At 71.3% G+C, this 16887-nt stretch carries 14 protein-coding genes; 1 reads left to right on the forward strand and 13 read right to left on the reverse strand.

Annotated features, from left to right (window positions below):
- Nucleotides 1-6 precede the first annotated feature (6 nt).
- The 5 genes from AC3AGO_RS14595 to AC3AGO_RS14615 all read right to left on the reverse strand — a co-directional run bounded on the left by AC3AGO_RS14595 (nt 7) and on the right by AC3AGO_RS14615 (nt 7474).
- A complete protein-coding gene (locus AC3AGO_RS14595) occupies nt 7-1011 on the reverse strand; it encodes a glycine betaine ABC transporter substrate-binding protein (protein ID WP_487820629.1) in 1005 nt (334 codons plus the stop codon).
- A gap of 50 nt (nt 1012-1061) precedes the next feature.
- A complete protein-coding gene (locus AC3AGO_RS14600) occupies nt 1062-3107 on the reverse strand; it encodes an ABC transporter permease (protein WP_487820630.1) in 2046 nt (681 codons plus the stop codon).
- Nucleotides 3104-4240: a quaternary amine ABC transporter ATP-binding protein gene (locus AC3AGO_RS14605; RefSeq protein ID WP_487820631.1), complete on the reverse strand. Its 1137-nt coding sequence runs from the start codon at nt 4238-4240 to the stop codon at nt 3104-3106. Before AC3AGO_RS14605 ends, AC3AGO_RS14600 begins: the two co-directional genes overlap by 4 nt.
- Entirely contained in the window at nt 4240-5796 is a 1557-nt protein-coding gene (locus AC3AGO_RS14610) for a GMC family oxidoreductase (RefSeq protein WP_487820632.1), read from the reverse strand. The genes AC3AGO_RS14605 and AC3AGO_RS14610 overlap by 1 nt, the downstream gene beginning before the upstream one ends.
- A gap of 175 nt (nt 5797-5971) precedes the next feature.
- Nucleotides 5972-7474 carry an aldehyde dehydrogenase family protein gene (locus tag AC3AGO_RS14615; protein ID WP_487820633.1) on the reverse strand — a complete coding sequence of 501 codons (1503 nt, stop codon included), beginning with the start codon at nt 7472-7474 and terminating at the stop codon, nt 5972-5974.
- Between the two features lie 384 nt (nt 7475-7858).
- Between AC3AGO_RS14615 and AC3AGO_RS14620 the strand changes: the two genes are divergently transcribed.
- Nucleotides 7859-8557: a hypothetical protein gene (locus AC3AGO_RS14620; protein ID WP_487820634.1), complete on the forward strand. Its 699-nt coding sequence runs from the start codon at nt 7859-7861 to the stop codon at nt 8555-8557.
- 9 nt (nt 8558-8566) lie between these two features.
- Here AC3AGO_RS14620 and AC3AGO_RS14625 read toward each other — a convergent pair whose 3' ends face one another.
- The 8 genes from AC3AGO_RS14625 to AC3AGO_RS14660 form a co-directional block, all read right to left on the reverse strand.
- Nucleotides 8567-9340, reverse strand: coding sequence for a hypothetical protein (locus tag AC3AGO_RS14625; protein ID WP_487820635.1), 774 nt, complete (start codon nt 9338-9340; stop codon nt 8567-8569).
- An 18-nt stretch (nt 9341-9358) separates the two neighbouring features.
- Nucleotides 9359-9745, reverse strand: a complete 387-nt coding sequence (locus AC3AGO_RS14630) for a hypothetical protein (RefSeq protein ID WP_487820636.1) — start codon at nt 9743-9745, stop codon at nt 9359-9361.
- Nucleotides 9742-11547 carry a hypothetical protein gene (locus AC3AGO_RS14635; RefSeq protein ID WP_487820637.1) on the reverse strand — a complete coding sequence of 602 codons (1806 nt, stop codon included), beginning with the start codon at nt 11545-11547 and terminating at the stop codon, nt 9742-9744. Before AC3AGO_RS14635 ends, AC3AGO_RS14630 begins: the two co-directional genes overlap by 4 nt.
- Nucleotides 11548-11699: 152 nt before the next feature.
- Nucleotides 11700-12689 carry a malate dehydrogenase gene (locus AC3AGO_RS14640; RefSeq protein WP_487820638.1) on the reverse strand — a complete coding sequence of 330 codons (990 nt, stop codon included), beginning with the start codon at nt 12687-12689 and terminating at the stop codon, nt 11700-11702.
- Nucleotides 12690-13057: 368 nt separating this feature from the next.
- Nucleotides 13058-14764, reverse strand: coding sequence for a helix-turn-helix domain-containing protein (locus AC3AGO_RS14645; RefSeq protein ID WP_487820639.1), 1707 nt, complete (start codon nt 14762-14764; stop codon nt 13058-13060).
- Nucleotides 14765-14849: 85 nt separating this feature from the next.
- Nucleotides 14850-15173: a hypothetical protein gene (locus tag AC3AGO_RS14650; protein WP_487820640.1), complete on the reverse strand. Its 324-nt coding sequence runs from the start codon at nt 15171-15173 to the stop codon at nt 14850-14852.
- A gap of 247 nt (nt 15174-15420) precedes the next feature.
- Nucleotides 15421-15855 carry a DUF3017 domain-containing protein gene (locus AC3AGO_RS14655; protein ID WP_487824661.1) on the reverse strand — a complete coding sequence of 145 codons (435 nt, stop codon included), beginning with the start codon at nt 15853-15855 and terminating at the stop codon, nt 15421-15423.
- 58 nt (nt 15856-15913) lie between these two features.
- Complete coding sequence (locus AC3AGO_RS14660; protein ID WP_487820641.1) at nt 15914-16768, reverse strand: bifunctional methylenetetrahydrofolate dehydrogenase/methenyltetrahydrofolate cyclohydrolase; 855 nt, start codon at nt 16766-16768, stop codon at nt 15914-15916.
- Between the last annotated feature and the right edge of the window lie 119 nt (nt 16769-16887).

The following is a 16887-nucleotide window of genomic DNA, read 5'->3' on the forward strand; positions in this document are numbered from 1 at the left end:
GGCTGCCTACTTCTCGGAGGGCATCCACTTCTTCCACTTGTCCGGGTTCTGCTCGACCCACTTGGCGGCCGCCTCGTCGGTGTCCATCTTGTCGATGGTCATCCACTTGACAACCTGGGTCTGGTCCGCGGTGGACCACTTGAACTTCTTCAGCATCTCGGCCGCCTTGCCACCGTTCTCGGCGAAGTCCTTGCTGAAGAACTTCGCGAGCTTGGTGTGCGGGTAGGCGCAGTCGACCTTCTTCTCGTCGGCGTCACACCCGGGCGTCCGCTTCGGCAGCTTGACCTCGGTGAGGTCGAGCTTCTCGTTCAGCCACTGGGGGGTCCACCAGTAGGTGATGAACGGCTCCTTGGCCGCGTACTTCTTCTGCATCTCCTTGGTCTGGGCGGCCTCACTGCCTGCGTAGACCGTCTTCATGTCCAGACCGAGGTTCTTGATGATGGCGTCGTCGTACGTGCTGAAGGAGGGCGAACCCTCCAGCAGCTGGCCCTTGTTGCCGCTCTCCAGCGTCTTGAAGTCCTTCGCCCGCTTCTTGAGACCCTTCCAGGTCTTCAGCTCCGGGTGCTTCTTGACGTAGTACGTGGGCATGAACCAGCCGATGTGGCCGACCACGCCCATGGGGCCCTCGTACGTGACGGTCTTCTTCTCCTCGACGTACTTCTTCTCCTTCTTGGGCACGCCGCGCCAGTCCTCGAGCAGCGCGTCGGCCTTGCCGGAGTTGAGGGCGTCGAAAGAGACCGGCTCGTCCATCTGCGTGGGCTTCACGCGGTAGCCGAGCTTCTTCTCCAGGATCTGCGCGGCCACGGCCACGTTGGCCTCGGCGCCCGCCCAGGAGGCGTACGGAAGGGTCACGGTGTTCTTGGCACCGGTGTAGTACGGGTCCGCCTTGCCGCAGCCGCTCAGGGAGACGGTCAGCGCGAGCGCGCCGACGCCGGCGATCAGTGCGGTGCGGCCCCTGCGGGACCGCGGCAGGCCCTTCTTCTGCTTCTTCTCGTCTGTCGGTGTGTGCATGAGAGGTTCCTTGTCGTCGGGGGATGGCGAAACGGGAAGTTCCGCGCCCCCTAACGGCCGCCCTTCCGTGTGCCCGCGGACTGCGTGAGGCGGTCGAGCAGCAGACCGAGGCAGACGATGGCGATGCCCGCGGTCATGCCGACGCCCAGGTCGCTCTTCTGCAGGCCGTACACCACGTCGTAGCCGAGCGCGCCGCCGCCGACCAGACCGCCGATGACGACGATGGCCAGCACCAGGACGACGCCCTGGTTGACGGCGAGCAGCAACTGGCGGCGGGCCAGCGGCAGCTGCACCTGACGGAGCTGCTGGAGGCTCGTGGCACCCAGCGAACGGGACGCCTCCATCGACGCGGCGTCGACGGTCGCCAGGCCCTGCGCGGTGATGCGCACGACCGCGGGCAGGGCGTAGATGACCGCGGCGAAGATGGCGGCGGGACGGCCGACGCCGACCAGCGCGACCACCGGCACCAGGTACACGAACTGCGGCATCGTCTGCATGACGTCCAGGACCGGGCGGATGAGGCGCATGAAGCGGTCCATCCGGGCTCCGAGGATGCCGATGACGACACCGACGATCAGCGTGATCACCAGCGAGACCAGCACCTGCGCCAGGGTGTCCATGGACTTGCTCCACAGGCCCATGACGCCGATGACGGCGAGGGAGAGGATGCCGGTGATGCCGGCCCGCACCGAGCCGACGCAGAAGGCCAGCGCCGCGACCACGAGGACCATCGCCCACCACGGGGTGGCCTGGAGGCCGTCCCGCAGCGGGTTGAGCACCCACGCGGTCAGGTTCGAGGACCACACGTCGGTGCCGCCGACCACGGGCAGCCCGCTGCCGATCTTGTCGGTGATCGAGGTGATGAACTCGGTGATCGGCGCGGACAGCCGGACGGTCCAGCCGTCCGGCCACTGCCGTGCGCCGACCGGCCCCGCCAGGTAGGCGACGGCGCCGAGCACGACGATCGCGGCCCAGGACGGCCAGCCGCGCAGCTTGTGCAGCACGCCGCCGTCACCCGCGGGCGCCGGCGCGTCCAGCTGCTCGCCGGCCGCGGCGGTGACGCGGTCCAGCCAGATCGCCATCAGCACGATGGCCACACCGGCGATCAGCGACATGCCGACGTTGTCCTTGGACAGGCCCTGGTAGACCTTGTCGCCGAGGCCGCCGGCGCCGATCACGGACGCGATGGTGACCATCGACAGCGCCAGCATGATCGTCTGGTTGAGGCCGAGCAGCATCTCCTTGCGCGCCAGCGGCAGCCGGGCCGTCCGCAGCCGCTGCCAGGGCGTCGCGCCGAGCGAGGCGGACGCCTCCAGCGCGGCCGGGTTCGCGCCGCGCAGGCCGAGCGAGGTGAGCCGGGCCATGGGCGGCGCCGCGTAGATGACGGTGGCCACCATCGCGGCGGGCGCGCCGATGCCGAACAGCAGCACCAGCGGCAGCAGATAGGCGAACGCCGGCATGACCTGCATGGTGTCGAACACCGGCCGCATGATGCGGTCGCCGCGCTCGGACAGCCCGGCGATCAGGCCGAGCAGCACGCCGAAGACGGCGGCGACGACGACCGACAGGATCATCAGCGCGAGCGTCTCCAGCATGTAGTCCCACATGCCGAGGATGCCGGGGACCGCGAAGGCGAGCACGGTGATCCCGACGACGCGCAGCGACCGGCTGCGCAGGCCGGCGCCGGACACGTACCAGGACAGCAGCGTCGCCACGACGGTGACGCCGGCCCAGCCCATGGAGGCGAAGACGTTGTACAGCTGGTCGACGCCGCCCTCGGCCCAGTTGCTGATGTGCAGCAGGAAGTAGAGGAACAGCCAGGACTTGTCGCGGTTGTCGGTCAGCCAGTTGCTCACCTGGTCCAGCGGCGTCTTCACGTCGTACGTGAGGGCGCTGGGCCACTCGGCGTGGCTGACGGCGACGGAGCTGACGACCGCGACGATCAGCACCAGCAGGAGTACCGGCAGCTTGGCGCGGCTCAGCAGCGTGCTCAGCCCGCCGCGCGCCGCCGCACCGTCGGCCGGCGCGGGGGCCGGGGCCGCCGTCGCACCGCCCGTCGCGGGCTCCTTGGTCTTCTCGGGGGCAGCCGTGCTCATACCGGCGCCACCTCTTCCTCCTCCGGCTTGCCCTTCGACTCATCGGTCTCGCTGCCCTCGTCGAGGCCGGCGACGACGTTGAGCAGCTGGTGCTCGTCGACGATGCCGAGGGTGCGGCCCTTGTCGACGACGCGGGCGTGCTCACCGCTGCGCGCGACGGCCTCGACGGCCTCGGCAACGACGGTGTCGGGGGCCAGCGAGACACCGGTCTCGCTCTCGTCACCGTTGGCGGGGCGCATCGCGCGGCCGACGGATATGACCTGCTCGCGGGGCACGTCGCGGACGAAGTCCCGTACGTAGTCGTCGGCCGGGGAGGCGACGATCTCCTCGGGGGTGCCGCACTGCACGATCTCGCCGCCGCGCATCAGCGCGATCCGGTCGCCGAGGCGCAGCGCCTCGTTGAGGTCGTGGGTGATGAACACCATGGTGCGGCCCTCGTCCTGGTGGAGACGGATGACCTCTTCCTGCATGTCGCGGCGGATCAGCGGGTCCAGCGCGCTGAACGGCTCGTCGAACAGCAGGACTTCCGGGTCCACGGCGAGCGCGCGGGCCAGACCCACACGCTGCTGCTGACCGCCGGAGAGCTGACCGGGACGGCGGTGGCCGAGGCCGCTGAGGCCGACCTTCTCCACCATCTCCGCGGCCTTGGCGCGGCGTTCGGCCCTGCCCAGGCCCTGGATCTCCAGGCCGTAGGCGATGTTGTCGAGCACCGAGCGGTGCGGGAGCAGGCCGAAGTTCTGGAACACCATCGCGGCGCGGCGGCGGCGCAGTTCGCGCAGCCGCTTGCGGTCCATGCCGATGACGTCCTCGCCGTCGATCTCCAGCTGGCCGGAGGTCGGCTCGATCAGGCGGGTGAGGCAGCGTACGAGGGTCGACTTGCCGGAACCGGAGAGGCCCATGACCACGAAGACCTCGCCCTTGCGGACGTCGAAGGAGACGTCGCGGACGGCGGCGGTGCAGCCGGTCTTCTGCGTGAGCTCGGCGCCGGACAGGCCGGCCAGTTCCTTGTTGCCGGGGACCTTGTGGGCCTTCGGGCCGAAGACCTTCCACAGGTTGCGGACGGAGAACACCGGGGACTCGTCGGTGGACTCCTGCGTCTGGGCCTGGGTCCCGGTCTGCTGGGTCGCGGACATCACGCAACACCTCCCGGTGCCGTAGTCGATTCGGGTCGGATGAGATCGACCGCCTTCTCGCCGACCATGAGCACGCCGATCATCGGGTTCACGGCGGGCATCGTCGGGAAGACGGAGGCATCGGCGATACGGATGCCCTTCATGCCGCGGATCTTCAACTCGGGGTCGACGACCGCGAGTTCGTCGTCCGCGGCACCCATGCGGCAGGTGCCGGCCGGGTGGTAGACGGTGTGCGCGGCCTTGCGCACCTTCTCGGAGATCTCCTCGTCGGTGGTGATCTCCGGGCCGGGGAACACCTCGCGCTTGAGCCACTTGGCGAACGGCTCGGACTGCGCGACCTTCCGCGCGATCTTCACGCCGTCCACGAGGGTCTGCCCGTCGTAGTCGTCCTCGTCCTCGAAGTAGCGGAAGTCGAGGGCGGGCTTCGCCTCGGGGTCCGCGGAGGTGAGGTAAAGGCGGCCGCGGGAGCGGGACTTGGGGATGTTCGGGGTCATCGAGACGCCGTGCTCGACGGTCTCGTAGCCCAGCCGCTCCGGGTTGTCCGTGAACGGGATCTGGTAGAAGTGGAACATCAGGTCGGGACCCTTGTGGTCCGCGTCCCGCTTCACGAACAGACCGGCGTCGGAGTCCATCGCGGAGTTGTCCGGCAGCGGGCCGTTCGTCTCCCACACGATCACCGACTCCGGGTGGTCGATGAGGTTCTCCCCGATGCCCGGCAGGTCCAGGACGACGGGGAGCCCCAGCGCCTCCAGATCCTTCTTCGGGCCGATGCCCGAGTGCATCAGCAGCCGCGGGGTGTCCACCGCGCCGGCGCACACCAGCACCTCGCGGTCCGCGGTCAGCAGCCGCTCCTCGCCGTCCTTCGTGCGGACGTGCACGCCGGTGGCGGTCAGACCGTCCTCGCCGCCGAGCTCCAGCCTGTACGCCCAGGTCTCCAGGAGGATGTCCAGGTTCGGGCGGTCACCGGCCTCGATGTGCGGGTGCAGATAGGCCACCGAGGCGGAGGAGCGCTTGTTGTCCTCCGGGTGGTACGAGAGGTCGAAGAAGCCGACGCCCTCCTCGAAGGGCTGGTCGTTGAAGCCGACGACCTCGGGCACGCCGAGCGCGTCCTTGGTGGCCTCGATCCAGTCCGTCGCGATGGCGTTCTGGTCCTTCTTCGCGACCCGTACGACGTTGTTGCGGAGCTTGCCGAAGTACGGGTCCATGGCGGCCGCGCCCCAGCCGGCGGCGCCGTTCGACTCCCACTCGTCCCAGTCCGAGGGCAGGGGCTTGAACGAGATGAGGGTGTTGTGCGACGAGCAGCCGCCGAGCACCTTGGCCCGGCTGTGCAGGATGTGGCTGTTGCCGCGCGGCTGCTCCGTCGTCGTGTACTCGTAGTCGAGCTCGCCGCCGAGCAGGCCGAGCCAGCGGCGCAGGGTCAGCACCTCGGGCCGGTCGATGTCGGAGGGGCCGCCCTCGATCAGGGCGACCCTGACGGCCGGGTCTTCGGTGAGCCGGGAAGCGATCACCGACCCTGCGGTTCCGCCACCGACGATGACGTAGTCGTAGCTGGACATAGCTGTCGTTGCTCCTTGAGGGGATCAAGCGTTCCGCGTGCGGTGGCCCTTCTTCGGGCCTCGGGGTGCCGCGGTGCCCGCCGGGCCTCGGCCGATTGGGGGTTCGGCCTCGGCGCCGGCGGACGATGGGGGTTGTGGGGGGAGGTGTGGGGGGTGAGCCTCTGGGGGGGGTGGCTCAGCCTGCGAACCAGCGGACCGGCTGGGGGCGCAGGTTCTCGTACACGTGCTTGGTCTCGCGGTACTCCTCGAGACCGGCGGGGCCGAGCTCGCGGCCGATGCCGGACTTGCCGAATCCGCCCCACTCCGCCTGCGGCAGGTAGGGGTGGAAGTCGTTGATCCAGATCGTGCCGTGCCGCAGCCGGGCCGCCACCCGGCGCGCACGGGCCGTGTCGGAGGAGAACACGGCGCCGGCCAGTCCGTACTCGGTGTCGTTGGCCAGGGCCACGGCCTCGTCCTCGGTACGGAAGGTCTCGACGGTCAGGATCGGACCGAAGGTCTCCTCACGGATGACCTTCATGCCGCGGTGGCAGCTGTCCAGCACGGTCGGCTCGTAGAAGTAGCCGTCCGCGGGGCGGACGTCCGAGGGCTCGGGCCGCTTGCCGCCGGTGCGCACCACGGCGCCCTCCTCCAGCGCGGACGCGACGTACGCCTCGGTCTTGGCCAGCTGCGGAGCGGAGACGAGCGGGCCGCACTCGACGTCCTTCTCCGTGCCCCGGCCGAGCCGGATCCTCCCGGCCCGCTCGGCGAGCTCGGTGACGAAGCGCTCCTTGACCGACTCCTCGATGATCAGCCGGGCACCGGCCGAGCAGACCTGGCCGCTGTGTGCGAAGGCCGCGTTCAGGGCCTGGTCGACGGCGTGGTCGAAGCCCTCGTCGGTGGCGCAGGAGTCGGCGAACACCACGTTGGGGTTCTTGCCGCCCAGCTCCAGCGCGATCTTCTTGGCGCTCGCCACGGCCGCCTGGCCGACCTTCGTGCCGGAGACCAGGCCGCCGGTGAAGGAGACCAGGTCGACGTCCGGGTGGGTGCCGAAGCGGGCACCGACGGGGTCGCCGGCGCCGGTGACGAGGTTCGCGACGCCGGCGGGGGTACCGGCCTCGACGATCAGCTTCACCATGTGGACCGTGGACAGCGGGGTGACCTCGCTGGGCTTGATCACGAAGGTGTTGCCCGCGGCGAGCGCCGGGGCGACCTTCCAGCTGGCCTGGAGCAGGGGGTAGTTCCAGGGCGTGATCATCGCGCAGACGCCGACCGGCTCGTGCACGACGACGCTGTGCACATCCGGGTCGCCGGCGTCCACGACGCGGCCGCCGGACTCGTTCATCACGAGGTCGGCGAAGTAGCGGAAGGCCGAGGTGACGTCGTCGACGTCCACGCGGCCCTCTTCGAGGGTCTTACCCGTGTCACGGGACTCGATCAGTGCGATCTCCTCGCGGTCCCGCTGCAGCAGGTCCGCGACACGGCGCAGCAGCGCCGCACGCTCGGCGGTCGGGGTGTGCGGCCAGGGACCCTCGTCGAAGGCACGGCGGGCGGCGGCGATCGCCGCGTCGGTGTCCTCCGTGTCACCCTCGGCGACGACGGCCAGCGTGGTCGCGTCCGCGGGGTCCAGAACCTCGCGCGTGCCACCCGCAGCAGCAGTCCGCCACACGCCGTCTACGTGAATGCTCTCCAAAACGGACACCTTGGATACTGCCTTCCATTACCGAAATGTTCCCGGCCATACGTCGGGGCGCATGGACCAAACGCGAACCCTGCCCCGCCGGTCGAATCTCATGCGCATCAAGACCGTATAAGTGAGCCTGATCACGCGGGGTCCCGCATCTTGCGGGACTGTGCCCTGTTTTTTCGCGTTCGGCCTGCTGAATGCCGGTGACTCTCCCGTGACCTGGGCGTGTGCAGGGTGCAACTTCCGCTGTGCGCCCGCTCCGGGGCGCGTGGCGCGTTCCCGGAACGTACGGTGAGGAGGCGAACACCCGACACGGGCGGTGATCTCCTCGTGCGACTGCTGCGAACGATGCACCCGGTGCCGCCGCGAAGAGCAGGCCGAACAGGGCGAACGCGCGGCGTGTACGCCACGGTCGGCTGTCTGGCCCTGGCGGCGGCCCTCACGGCCGCGGCCCCGCCGGTGCCCACCCGGTCCGGTACGGAACTCGCGGAACAGGCCCGCCGGGAACTCGACTCCATATCCGCCGTGCAGTTGCGGATGACGTCCCCGGGCTTCTCTCTCCGGCTCTCCCTGGACGAGGACGGCAACTGCGCGGGCACGGCCGCCATGACGGACCACGGCCGGGTGAAAATCGTCAAACGCGGCGAGACGGTATGGCTGTCGCCGAATGCCGCATTCTGGCGCACCCAAGTCGGCGGAGAGGACGGGGAAAAGCTCGCCAATTCGGTCAATGGCCGCTACATCAAGGGAACTTCGGACCAAGCGCTGATGGAGGGTATGTCCGCCACGTGCGATCTGGATGTGCTGCGCACGGCGGCCTTCGCGGGCGACGGTTCGCAGTGGCGGCGCGGTACGGGCGCGGCCGGCCACCACCTCACCCGCTCCCAGGGCGACACGACGGTCACCATGGACGTCGCGCCGCACGGCAGGCCGTACCCGCGCACCGTCACACGGGAGACGCCCGGCACAGGCCAGGACGTGCTGCGGCTGAGCCGGTTCGGCGCGCCCGTGCCGCGGGGCGTGCCCTCCGAGCGGGACTCCCTCGATACGGCGGAGCTCACGGAACTGCTCGAGTCCCCGCCCACCGAGAGCGTCTGACCACACTGTTCAGCAGTCTCCGGCCGCCGGACAGAACGAGGAGACACCCGCCGCGGTGAACTCCCGTACGGTGTCGTCGTCTTCGGGCCCGGTCCCGGCGACGGCGTAGAACTCGCCGTCCGCCGCCTCGAACCGCTCGTCGACGGTGCGTCTGCGCTCGCCGGACTTCTTGTCCTCGTAGGCGTACTCCAGCCGGGCCGTGTCGCTCTTGTCCGCGCCGTCGGCGGGCAGCCGGTCGAGGCCGGTGCGCCGGTACGCGGTGGCCTCGTCCTTCAGGAACCGGTCGGCGAGTCGGGCCGATTCGTACGGCGAGGAGTCCTCCACCCAGAACACACGGAGGCTGTGCGCGCCGTCGCCGCTCTCGTAGTCGACGACCGTGGTCCGCCCCTCCCCCGCCACGACCTTCCGGGTCCAGCCCTCCGGCACGTCGAGGGACCAGCCCTCCTCGTCCTCGACCCGCTCGTACCCGGCGGGGGTCGTGCCCGAAGGGCCGCCGGACGGGGGCGGGTTGCTCGCGTCCGGCGAGGCGCCGGGGTCCGCCTCCGGCGAGGCCTGCGCACTGGCCGAGGCCTCCGCGCGGGCCGTCGCCCGCTCCGCCCTGTCGCGTTCCAGGCTGTTCTCCACCGCCCGCCACAGGCCGAATCCGAGCGAGGAGACCAGGAGTACGCCCGCGGCCGACAGGATGGTCACGCGCTGCATGCGGCGGGTGCGCGCGGCGGCGGCCGTCGCGTCGCCCTCGGCGTCGTCGACCCAGCGCTGCCGCTGCGCCTCGTATCTCTTCACGTGAGCCAACCCCCGTAGTCAGCCGAGCAGTTGGGCGGCGGTCTGGGCCACCGTCGCGGCCGAGGCGAGCGCCCCGACGGCGGTGGCGCCGGGAGCGGCCAGCTCCCGCAGCCGCCGCAGCCGGTCAGTGCCGGTCCGGCCGGTCGCGGTGATCTCCTCCTCGGCGGCGGCGAGTTCGCGGCCCGCCTCCTCCGTGGCCTCGCTCGCCGCCAGTACGGAGAGCTCGCCGCGCAGCCCGCGGACCGCCTCCAGCAGCGCGGCCGTCGCCTCGTCCAGCGCCGGCCCGCCCTGCGGCGCCTCGTGATAGACGGCCTTGCTGTGCGCGCCGAAGCTGACCGCGCCGCCCGTCACGCTGCCCACGTGGAAGGTGCCGCCGTTGCCGCCGCTGCCTTGTTCCGCACTCATGCCCTGTCTCCCGCCCCGCCCGTCGCCCGGCTGTTGTCACCCATCGCCACCGCGCCGCCGGACACCTGGCCGGTCGCGAAACCACCGCTCATGTCCTTGATGAACAGTCCGCCGTCGCTGACGTTGACGATCTGCTGCTCGAACCGGTCGGTCCGGTAGCCGTTCTTCTCCAGCGCGTCCCGCACGCCGCTCGCGATGCGGTCCTGCACCGTCTTCACGTACCGGCTCACGTCCATCTCCTGGAACAGCGAGAAGTCGTCCGAACTCGCCATCTCCCGCACCGAGTCGACCGGCGCACCCGGTGCCCGGCGCTCCGGGGCGTGCCACACGGTCCGGACGAGGGAGGCGGCCGTACGACAGGCCGCGGCGCCCAGGGTGAGCACTCCGGTGGGGGCGATCATGAGCGCGCGGACGGCCTCGCGGGCCAGTTCGCCCCGGCGGCCGTGCGCGACGAGCGCGTCGACCTCGCGGAAGTCCTCGCGCACCGGGCCCAGTACGTGCGGGGCGACCTCCAGGACCAGCATCCGGCCCTGCGTGTGCACCCGGACGAACACGGTCACCACGATCTGCTCGTCCCAGGCGCCGACGCGGACGCGGAGGAAGTGCCGGCGGCCCTCGCCGCCCTCGTCGACGGCGGCGCGTACGTGCTCCTCGACGCTGTCCGCCGGATAGAAGCCCTCGTCCCGGCCGACGCCCGCGGGGAGATAGACGAACTCGTCGATCTCCAGATCGCGGAGGCGGTCGATGCTGCTCTCCGCCGTCGCCCTCCGCAGCTCCTCCAGGGGCTCCCGGACGAGGGCGACGATCTTGCCGGTGGTCAGTTCACGGGCGTCCGCCCCGGAGGCCCCGGGCCCGGCGTCCTGCGCGGGCACGCTCGTGCCGCGCGGCTCCTCGCCGCGCAGTTCCTTGTCGCGCTTCAGCTCCAGCGCGAACGACCAGGGCCCGTACGGGAATCCGGCCCCGACGAACGGCAGATACGGGTCGTAGAGCGCGCCGTGCGCGTGCTGCTCGCGGTCGAGCGCCTCGCCGATGCGGCGCAGCCGCGGAGTGTCGGGGAGCGCGGTCGTGGCGGGGCTGTCCAGGAAGGTGTCCCGGCCCAGCTCGTCGCGGAGCACGGACTCCACCTGCGCGCGGTACGCCCACACGACCAGCGCCAGCGCGAGCGGGAAGATCAGCGCGAACGGGTCCTCATCCAGACTGCCGAGGGCCGCGATCCAGTAGCCCAGCATGGCCAGCCGCGCCCAGAAGGTCACCAGCATGCCGATCCTGCGGCGCCAGCGGGCGAGGAAACCGCCCCCGCGGAACGCCGGGGCCGGCGCCTCCCGGTCCGCCACGGAGTACACGGCGGGGCGCTTGCCGGCGATCAGCCGCGCCACGGCCAACTGGAGGCACAGCAGCGCGTACTGGAGCGCCGCGACGCCCGGTACGCCGTACTGCCCGAACCCGTCGTCGGGCAGGAGGGGACTCCCGGACGCGCCGTCCCAGTCCGGCCCGGACGCGTACGGGTCCGACCCGTAGGGGCCGGCCCCGAGGGCGCCGTCGGCCATCCGGTACTCGACGAGGAAGAAGCCCGCCCAGACGGCGAGCAGCGCCAGCGCCGCGTACAGCTCCTGGCGGCGGGCGCGCAGCGCGTGGGCGAGGACCGTACGGACGTCGATGCCGAGCGACGGGGCGACCGGGCGTTCGGCGTGCCCGATCAGTTCGTCGACGACCCGGCGCCGGAAGCCGGAGTCGAGGTAGGTGCCCGCGGTCAGCAGCCGGGTGGCCTCGGTGTGGGCATAACGCGTCGCGGCACCGTTCACATGACCCCCGTCATCCCCAACTCGCTGTTCCAGCAAGGAAATTCAGACCTTAGCGGGGCCACCGGACCAGATCAATCCGGATGACAGTACGAGACAGGACCCGTACGGATGATCCGTACGGGCCCTGCGGAAGAGCGGTTGGCGCGGAAGGCTCAGATGAGGCCGAGACCGCGGACGGCGTCGCGCTCCTCGGAGAGCTCCTGCACCGAGGCGTCGATGCGCGGGCGGGAGAACTCGTTGATCTCCAGGCCCTGCACGATCTCGTACTTGCCGCCCTTGGTGGTGACCGGGAAGGAGGAGATGAGGCCCTCCGGCACACCGTAGGAACCGTCGGACGGGATGCCCATGGAGGTCCAGTCGCCGTCGGCGGTGCCGTTCACCCAGGTGTGCACGTGGTCGATCGCGGCGTTCGCGGCCGAGGCGGCGGAGGACGCGCCACGGGCCTCGATGATCGCCGCGCCGCGCTTGGCGACGGTCGGGATGAAGTCGTCGGCGAGCCACTGCTCGTCGTTGACGACCTCGGCCGCGTTCTTGCCGGCGATCTCGGCGTGGAAGATGTCCGGGTACTGGGTGGCCGAGTGGTTGCCCCAGATCGTCAGCTTCTTGATGTCGTTGACGGTGGTGCCGGTCTTCTTCGCCAGCTGCGTCAGCGCGCGGTTGTGGTCGAGGCGGGTCATCGCGGTGAACCGCTCGGCCGGCACGTCCGGCGCCGCGGCCTGCGCGATCAGCGCGTTGGTGTTCGCCGGGTTGCCGACGACCAGCACCTTCACGTCGTCCGCCGCGTGGTCGTTGATGGCCTTGCCCTGCGGCTTGAAGATGCCGCCGTTGGCCTCGAGCAGGTCGCCGCGCTCCATGCCCTTGGCGCGCGGGCGGGCGCCCACGAGCAGGCCCACGTTCGTACCGTCGAAGGCGACGTTCGGGTCGTCGGAGATCTCGATGCCGCGCAGCAGCGGGAAGGCGCAGTCGTCGAGCTCCATCGCGGTGCCCTCGGCGGCCTTCAGCGCGGGGGTGATCTCCAGCAGGCGCAGCTTGACCGGCACATCCGCGCCGAGCAGCTGACCGGAGGCGATACGGAAGAGCAGCGCGTAGCCGATCTGGCCGGCGGCGCCGGTGACGGTGACGTTGACGGGGGTGCGGGTCATGACGTTCTCCGATACCTGACGAGGGCGACGCGATCTCTCTACATCAAGAGACCCGGCCTCAGGCTATCGGACGCCCCCCGCGAAGAGGCAGCCGCCCGCTCAGGAGGGGGAGCGCGGGCGGCTGCCGAGGGGGGTGTGGTGCCACACCCGTGGGGGGTCGGTACGGAGCGCCTGCCCCGGATCCGCCACGACATGCGTACGGCTTCCGCAAGGGACGCGGAGACCCCCCTAAGGGGCGCGAGCCCCATAAGGGGCGCGGGGAACTGCGCAGCCCCGTAAGGGGCCCGTAAGGGGCGCGGGGAACTGCGCAAACCCCAGCGGGGACCGCAGCCGCCCAACACCCCCAAGGGGCACCCGAATCGGCGCGCCTACTGCCCTTCCGGACGGGTCGTCGGGGACGTAGTCCCCGGCGTCGTGCACCCGCTGCCGCCCGCCGTCAGCGCGACACAAGCCCGCGCCGCGTCAGCGGACTTCGCGGCGACCATCTTCGTGTACGCGTCGCTGGTGGCGTCCACGGAGTCGCGCTCGGTGCGCTTGGCCGCCGTCACCTTCAGGCTGTCGCCCTGCGTGCCGCCGGTGACCCGCGCCCACGCGGCCTGGCAGACCTTGCTGTAGCGCACCTCGACGTAACTCGCGCCCACCCACGAGGAACTGGACGTCTTGGCGTGCTGTCCGCCGCAGCCCATGTTCTCCGGGTCCTTGCCCGTGCAGTCCGCGCCCCGGCACTTCACACCCGCGGGAAGCTTCTGATTGCCCGCACTGGCCGAGGGTTTGGGCTTGTCGGAGTCCCCGCCGCCGCTGGTCAGATCGAAGAGCAGTACGGCGGCGGCTATCAGCACGAGCGCGCCGACGATGCCCGCGAGGAACATGGTGACCCGCCGCTTGCCCGCCTCGTCCCCCGGGCTTCCCGGCCCCGTGCCGCCGGGTCCGCCGGGACCGGCAGGCCCCGCCCGGTGCCCTGCGGGCTCGCGCCGTGGCACCTCGGGAGGGGCGGCGCCCGCTCCCGCTCCGGAGGCGGCGGCCGGCCCGGACGCCGGTGCGCCCGCTGCCGCCGCACCCGCTGCCGCGCCCGCTCCGGCCTGCCCGGTGCGTGCGCCGCCGGCCCGGTGCTGGGCCGGCTTCCGCTGTCCCGCTCCGCTGCCGGGCGCCGCGCCGGGCGTGCCCGGCTCGGCCGTACCGGGCGCGGCCTCCCGGGCCTGCCCCGTACGGGCGCCCCGGTCCGCCGCGCCCCATGAGGTGACGTCAACGCGCTGTCCGACCCCCGGTGTTGACCCGGAGTCCGGCCAGCCGCTCGCGGGGTTCCGCTCCTGGGGGCGGGCCTGCGGACGGAGGGGAGCCGTACGGGTGTCGGGGGCCTTACGGGTTCCGGGAGCCTTACGGGTCTCGGGGCCCTTACGGGTCTCGGGGGCCGGGCCCGGCGGGGGCGAGGACTCCTGTGACGGTGCCTGCGCCGGAGGGTGGGCCTGACTCCGCGCCGGCGCCCGGTCCCCGGCGTCCCGCTCCGCGTTTCCGGCCTGCTGCGCCCGGCCCGCGGCGTCCGCGGTGGAGGCCCGTCGGGGCTCCGGCACGGAGGATTCCGGCGCCGGGGACTGCGGTGCCGGAGACTGCGGCGTCGGCGACTCCGACGGGGCCGACGGCGATATCGACGACTCCGGTATCGGTTCCGCTTCCCCCTCCGGGGTCCGCCCCGGACCCTTGCGCCGTCCCCGCTTCTTGCTCTTCGCCGGGCCTTCCCCGAACTCCCCCAGCGCGGCACGTGCCTGGGCGACCCGTACGGCCTCCATGGTCACGTCGTGCCGCATCTCGGAGCGGCTCCACGCCCGTTCGGCCAGCTCCCACATGGTGCCGAGGTGCCGTACATCCGTCTCGGTGACCTCGGCGAGCGCCTGGGTCGCGCCGCGGGGCGGCAGCAGCCGCCCGTTCAGATAGCGCTCCCACGACGACTTGCTGTATCCCGTACGGTCCGCGATCGCGGCCACGCTCAGTCCGCTGCGGTCCACGAGCCGCCGCAGCTGACTCGTGAACTCGTGGATCTGCGGGTCCAGTTCCTCCGGCAGTGGCCTCCAACGAGGCATTTCCTCCCCCTCATCCCCCCGACACGCGTGCCGCGCTGTCCGCGTCGGCCGTTCACACGTCGCTCACACGAACGACAGTCTGCCACTACGCCTTCTCCCCGAAGCGCACTTCTTCTCCGCCTCCTTCCGGTTCGCAGCGGACGCGCAGCTCACGAGGGTCGTCCGTGGCCACCATGTGACGGGACAGTCGTTTGCCGGCGTCGAACTCGTCGCGGATACGGAGCCGTTGCACGGGCAGGCCGGGCGTGTGCACCGCGAAGGCGTCAACGGTGCGCTGTCCCCATACTCGCGCCCGGCCCGTCGCGCACTCCCTCTCGTGGCGCAGATCGAGCCACATGCCGGCGCGCGAACGGCAGGCGCGCGAACGGCAGACGGCGACGGTCTCCGGCAGTGCTTTCCCACGCGACATGTCCACCCCGTTCGCGTTCGTCCCCCGGGACCTCTCCAGGGCCCCTGTGACTCAGGATGCCGAGCCGCCCCGGTCCGGTTGCACCTCCCGGCCGGCCTCCACCGAACCCGCTCACTCACCGACGGCGCCTCCCCCACGCCGTTGAGCGGACGCGCGGCGCGGTCCGTATGAACGCACAAGTCCCGCCCTCTCCGGGGGAGAGGGCGGGACCAGTCGTGTGCGGTGGGGCTATCGGACGGAGCTGTGTCTATCGGACCGAGAAGTGCACGATGTCGTTGAGGAACGGGATCGTGATCCAGGGGTCGGGCTGCGACATCATCGACAGCATCATGATCGCCACGCCCAGTACGGCGTAGGTCACCATGTCCGTGAAGCGCGAGCGGACCGCGAGCATCCCCACCGAGGGAAGCATCCGCCGCAGCACCGCGCCGCCGATCATCGAGAGACCGATGATGATCGTCCCCGAGCGGAACTCCAGCACGGTGACCAGCAGTCCGATCAGCACCCCGCCGGACACGGCGAGCAGCGGCCACTGCCGGTACGGCGCCGCGGTGTGCCCGCCGCCCGCGCGGCCGCCGCCCTCGGGGCGCGCGGTGTCCCGGGTGATGGCGGGGAACCGGCGGCTCTTCTTTCCGGGCTCCCCGGACGCGCCCGGCACTCCCGGGATCTTGTCCGACACCATGGCCGCGACCCGTACGGCACCGGCCCTGAGGCCGCCGCCCGTACGGGTCCCGTTCGACTCAGCCGACACGGCGCTCCGCCGCCTCCACCACGTTGACCAGCAGCTGCGCGCGGGTCATCGGGCCGACGCCGCCGGGGTTCGGGGAGATCCAGCCCGCGACGTCGCCGACGCCCGGGTGCACATCGCCGACGATCTTGCCGTGCTCGTCGCGCGAGACACCGACGTCCAGTACGGCCGCGCCCGGCTTCACGTCCTCCGGCTTCACCAGGTGCGGCACGCCCGCCGCCGCGACCACGATGTCGGCCTGCTTGAGCAGCGCCGGCAGATCGCGGGTGCCGGTGTGGCACTGGGTCACGGTCGCGTTCTCGCTGCGCCGGGTGAGCAGCAGCGGGATGGACCGGCCGACGGTGATGCCGCGGCCGACGACCACCACGTGCGCGCCGTTGATCTCGACGTTGTGCTGCCGCAGCAGCTGGATGATGCCCTGCGGGGTGCAGGGCAGCGGGCCCGGCTCGTTCAGTACGAGACGGCCCAGGCTCATCGGGTGCAGCCCGTCGGCGTCCTTGTCCGGGTCCATCAGCTGGAGCACCCGGTTGGTGTCGATGCCCTTGGGGAGCGGCAGTTGGACGATGTAACCGGTGCAGGACGGGTCCTCGTTGAGCTCCCGTACGACCGCCTCGATCTCCTCCTGGGAGGCCTCGGCGGGCAGTTCGCGCTGGATCGAGTTGATGCCGATCTGCTCACTGTCGCGGTGCTTGCCCGCGACGTACTTCTGACTGCCGACGTCGTCCCCGACGAGCAGGGTGCCCAGGCCGGGCGTGACGCCCTTCGCCTTGAGCGCCTCCACCCGCGTGGTGAGATCGGACTTGATCGCTGCTGCCGTGGCCTTGCCATCGAGAATCTGGGCCGTCATGCGCCCCATCCTCCCGGATGGGGGTCGCCGGTCTCCAATCGGCGCCCCGCTCCGGCAGCCGCCGCCGGATCCGGCATCCCTCAGGCCTCATGACGTCCCGCCGGCTCCGACACCTCGCC

It is taken from the genome of Streptomyces sp. BL1, from assembly GCF_057628045.1.

Excerpts from the sequence above, each read along its gene's own strand:
- AC3AGO_RS14595 (WP_487820629.1), bottom strand. The coding sequence starts at position 1,011 with ATGCACACACCGACAGACGAGAAGAAGCAGAAGAAGGGCCTGCCGCGG.
- AC3AGO_RS14600 (WP_487820630.1), bottom strand. The coding sequence starts at position 3,107 with ATGAGCACGGCTGCCCCCGAGAAGACCAAGGAGCCCGCGACGGGCGGT.
- AC3AGO_RS14605 (WP_487820631.1), bottom strand. The coding sequence starts at position 4,240 with ATGTCCGCGACCCAGCAGACCGGGACCCAGGCCCAGACGCAGGAGTCC.
- AC3AGO_RS14610 (WP_487820632.1), bottom strand. The coding sequence starts at position 5,796 with ATGTCCAGCTACGACTACGTCATCGTCGGTGGCGGAACCGCAGGGTCG.
- AC3AGO_RS14630 (WP_487820636.1), bottom strand. The coding sequence starts at position 9,745 with ATGAGTGCGGAACAAGGCAGCGGCGGCAACGGCGGCACCTTCCACGTG.
- AC3AGO_RS14640 (WP_487820638.1), bottom strand. The coding sequence starts at position 12,689 with ATGACCCGCACCCCCGTCAACGTCACCGTCACCGGCGCCGCCGGCCAG.
- AC3AGO_RS14645 (WP_487820639.1), bottom strand. The coding sequence starts at position 14,764 with ATGCCTCGTTGGAGGCCACTGCCGGAGGAACTGGACCCGCAGATCCAC.
- AC3AGO_RS14650 (WP_487820640.1), bottom strand. The coding sequence starts at position 15,173 with ATGTCGCGTGGGAAAGCACTGCCGGAGACCGTCGCCGTCTGCCGTTCG.
- AC3AGO_RS14655 (WP_487824661.1), bottom strand. The coding sequence starts at position 15,855 with ATGGTGTCGGACAAGATCCCGGGAGTGCCGGGCGCGTCCGGGGAGCCC.
- AC3AGO_RS14660 (WP_487820641.1), bottom strand. The coding sequence starts at position 16,768 with ATGACGGCCCAGATTCTCGATGGCAAGGCCACGGCAGCAGCGATCAAG.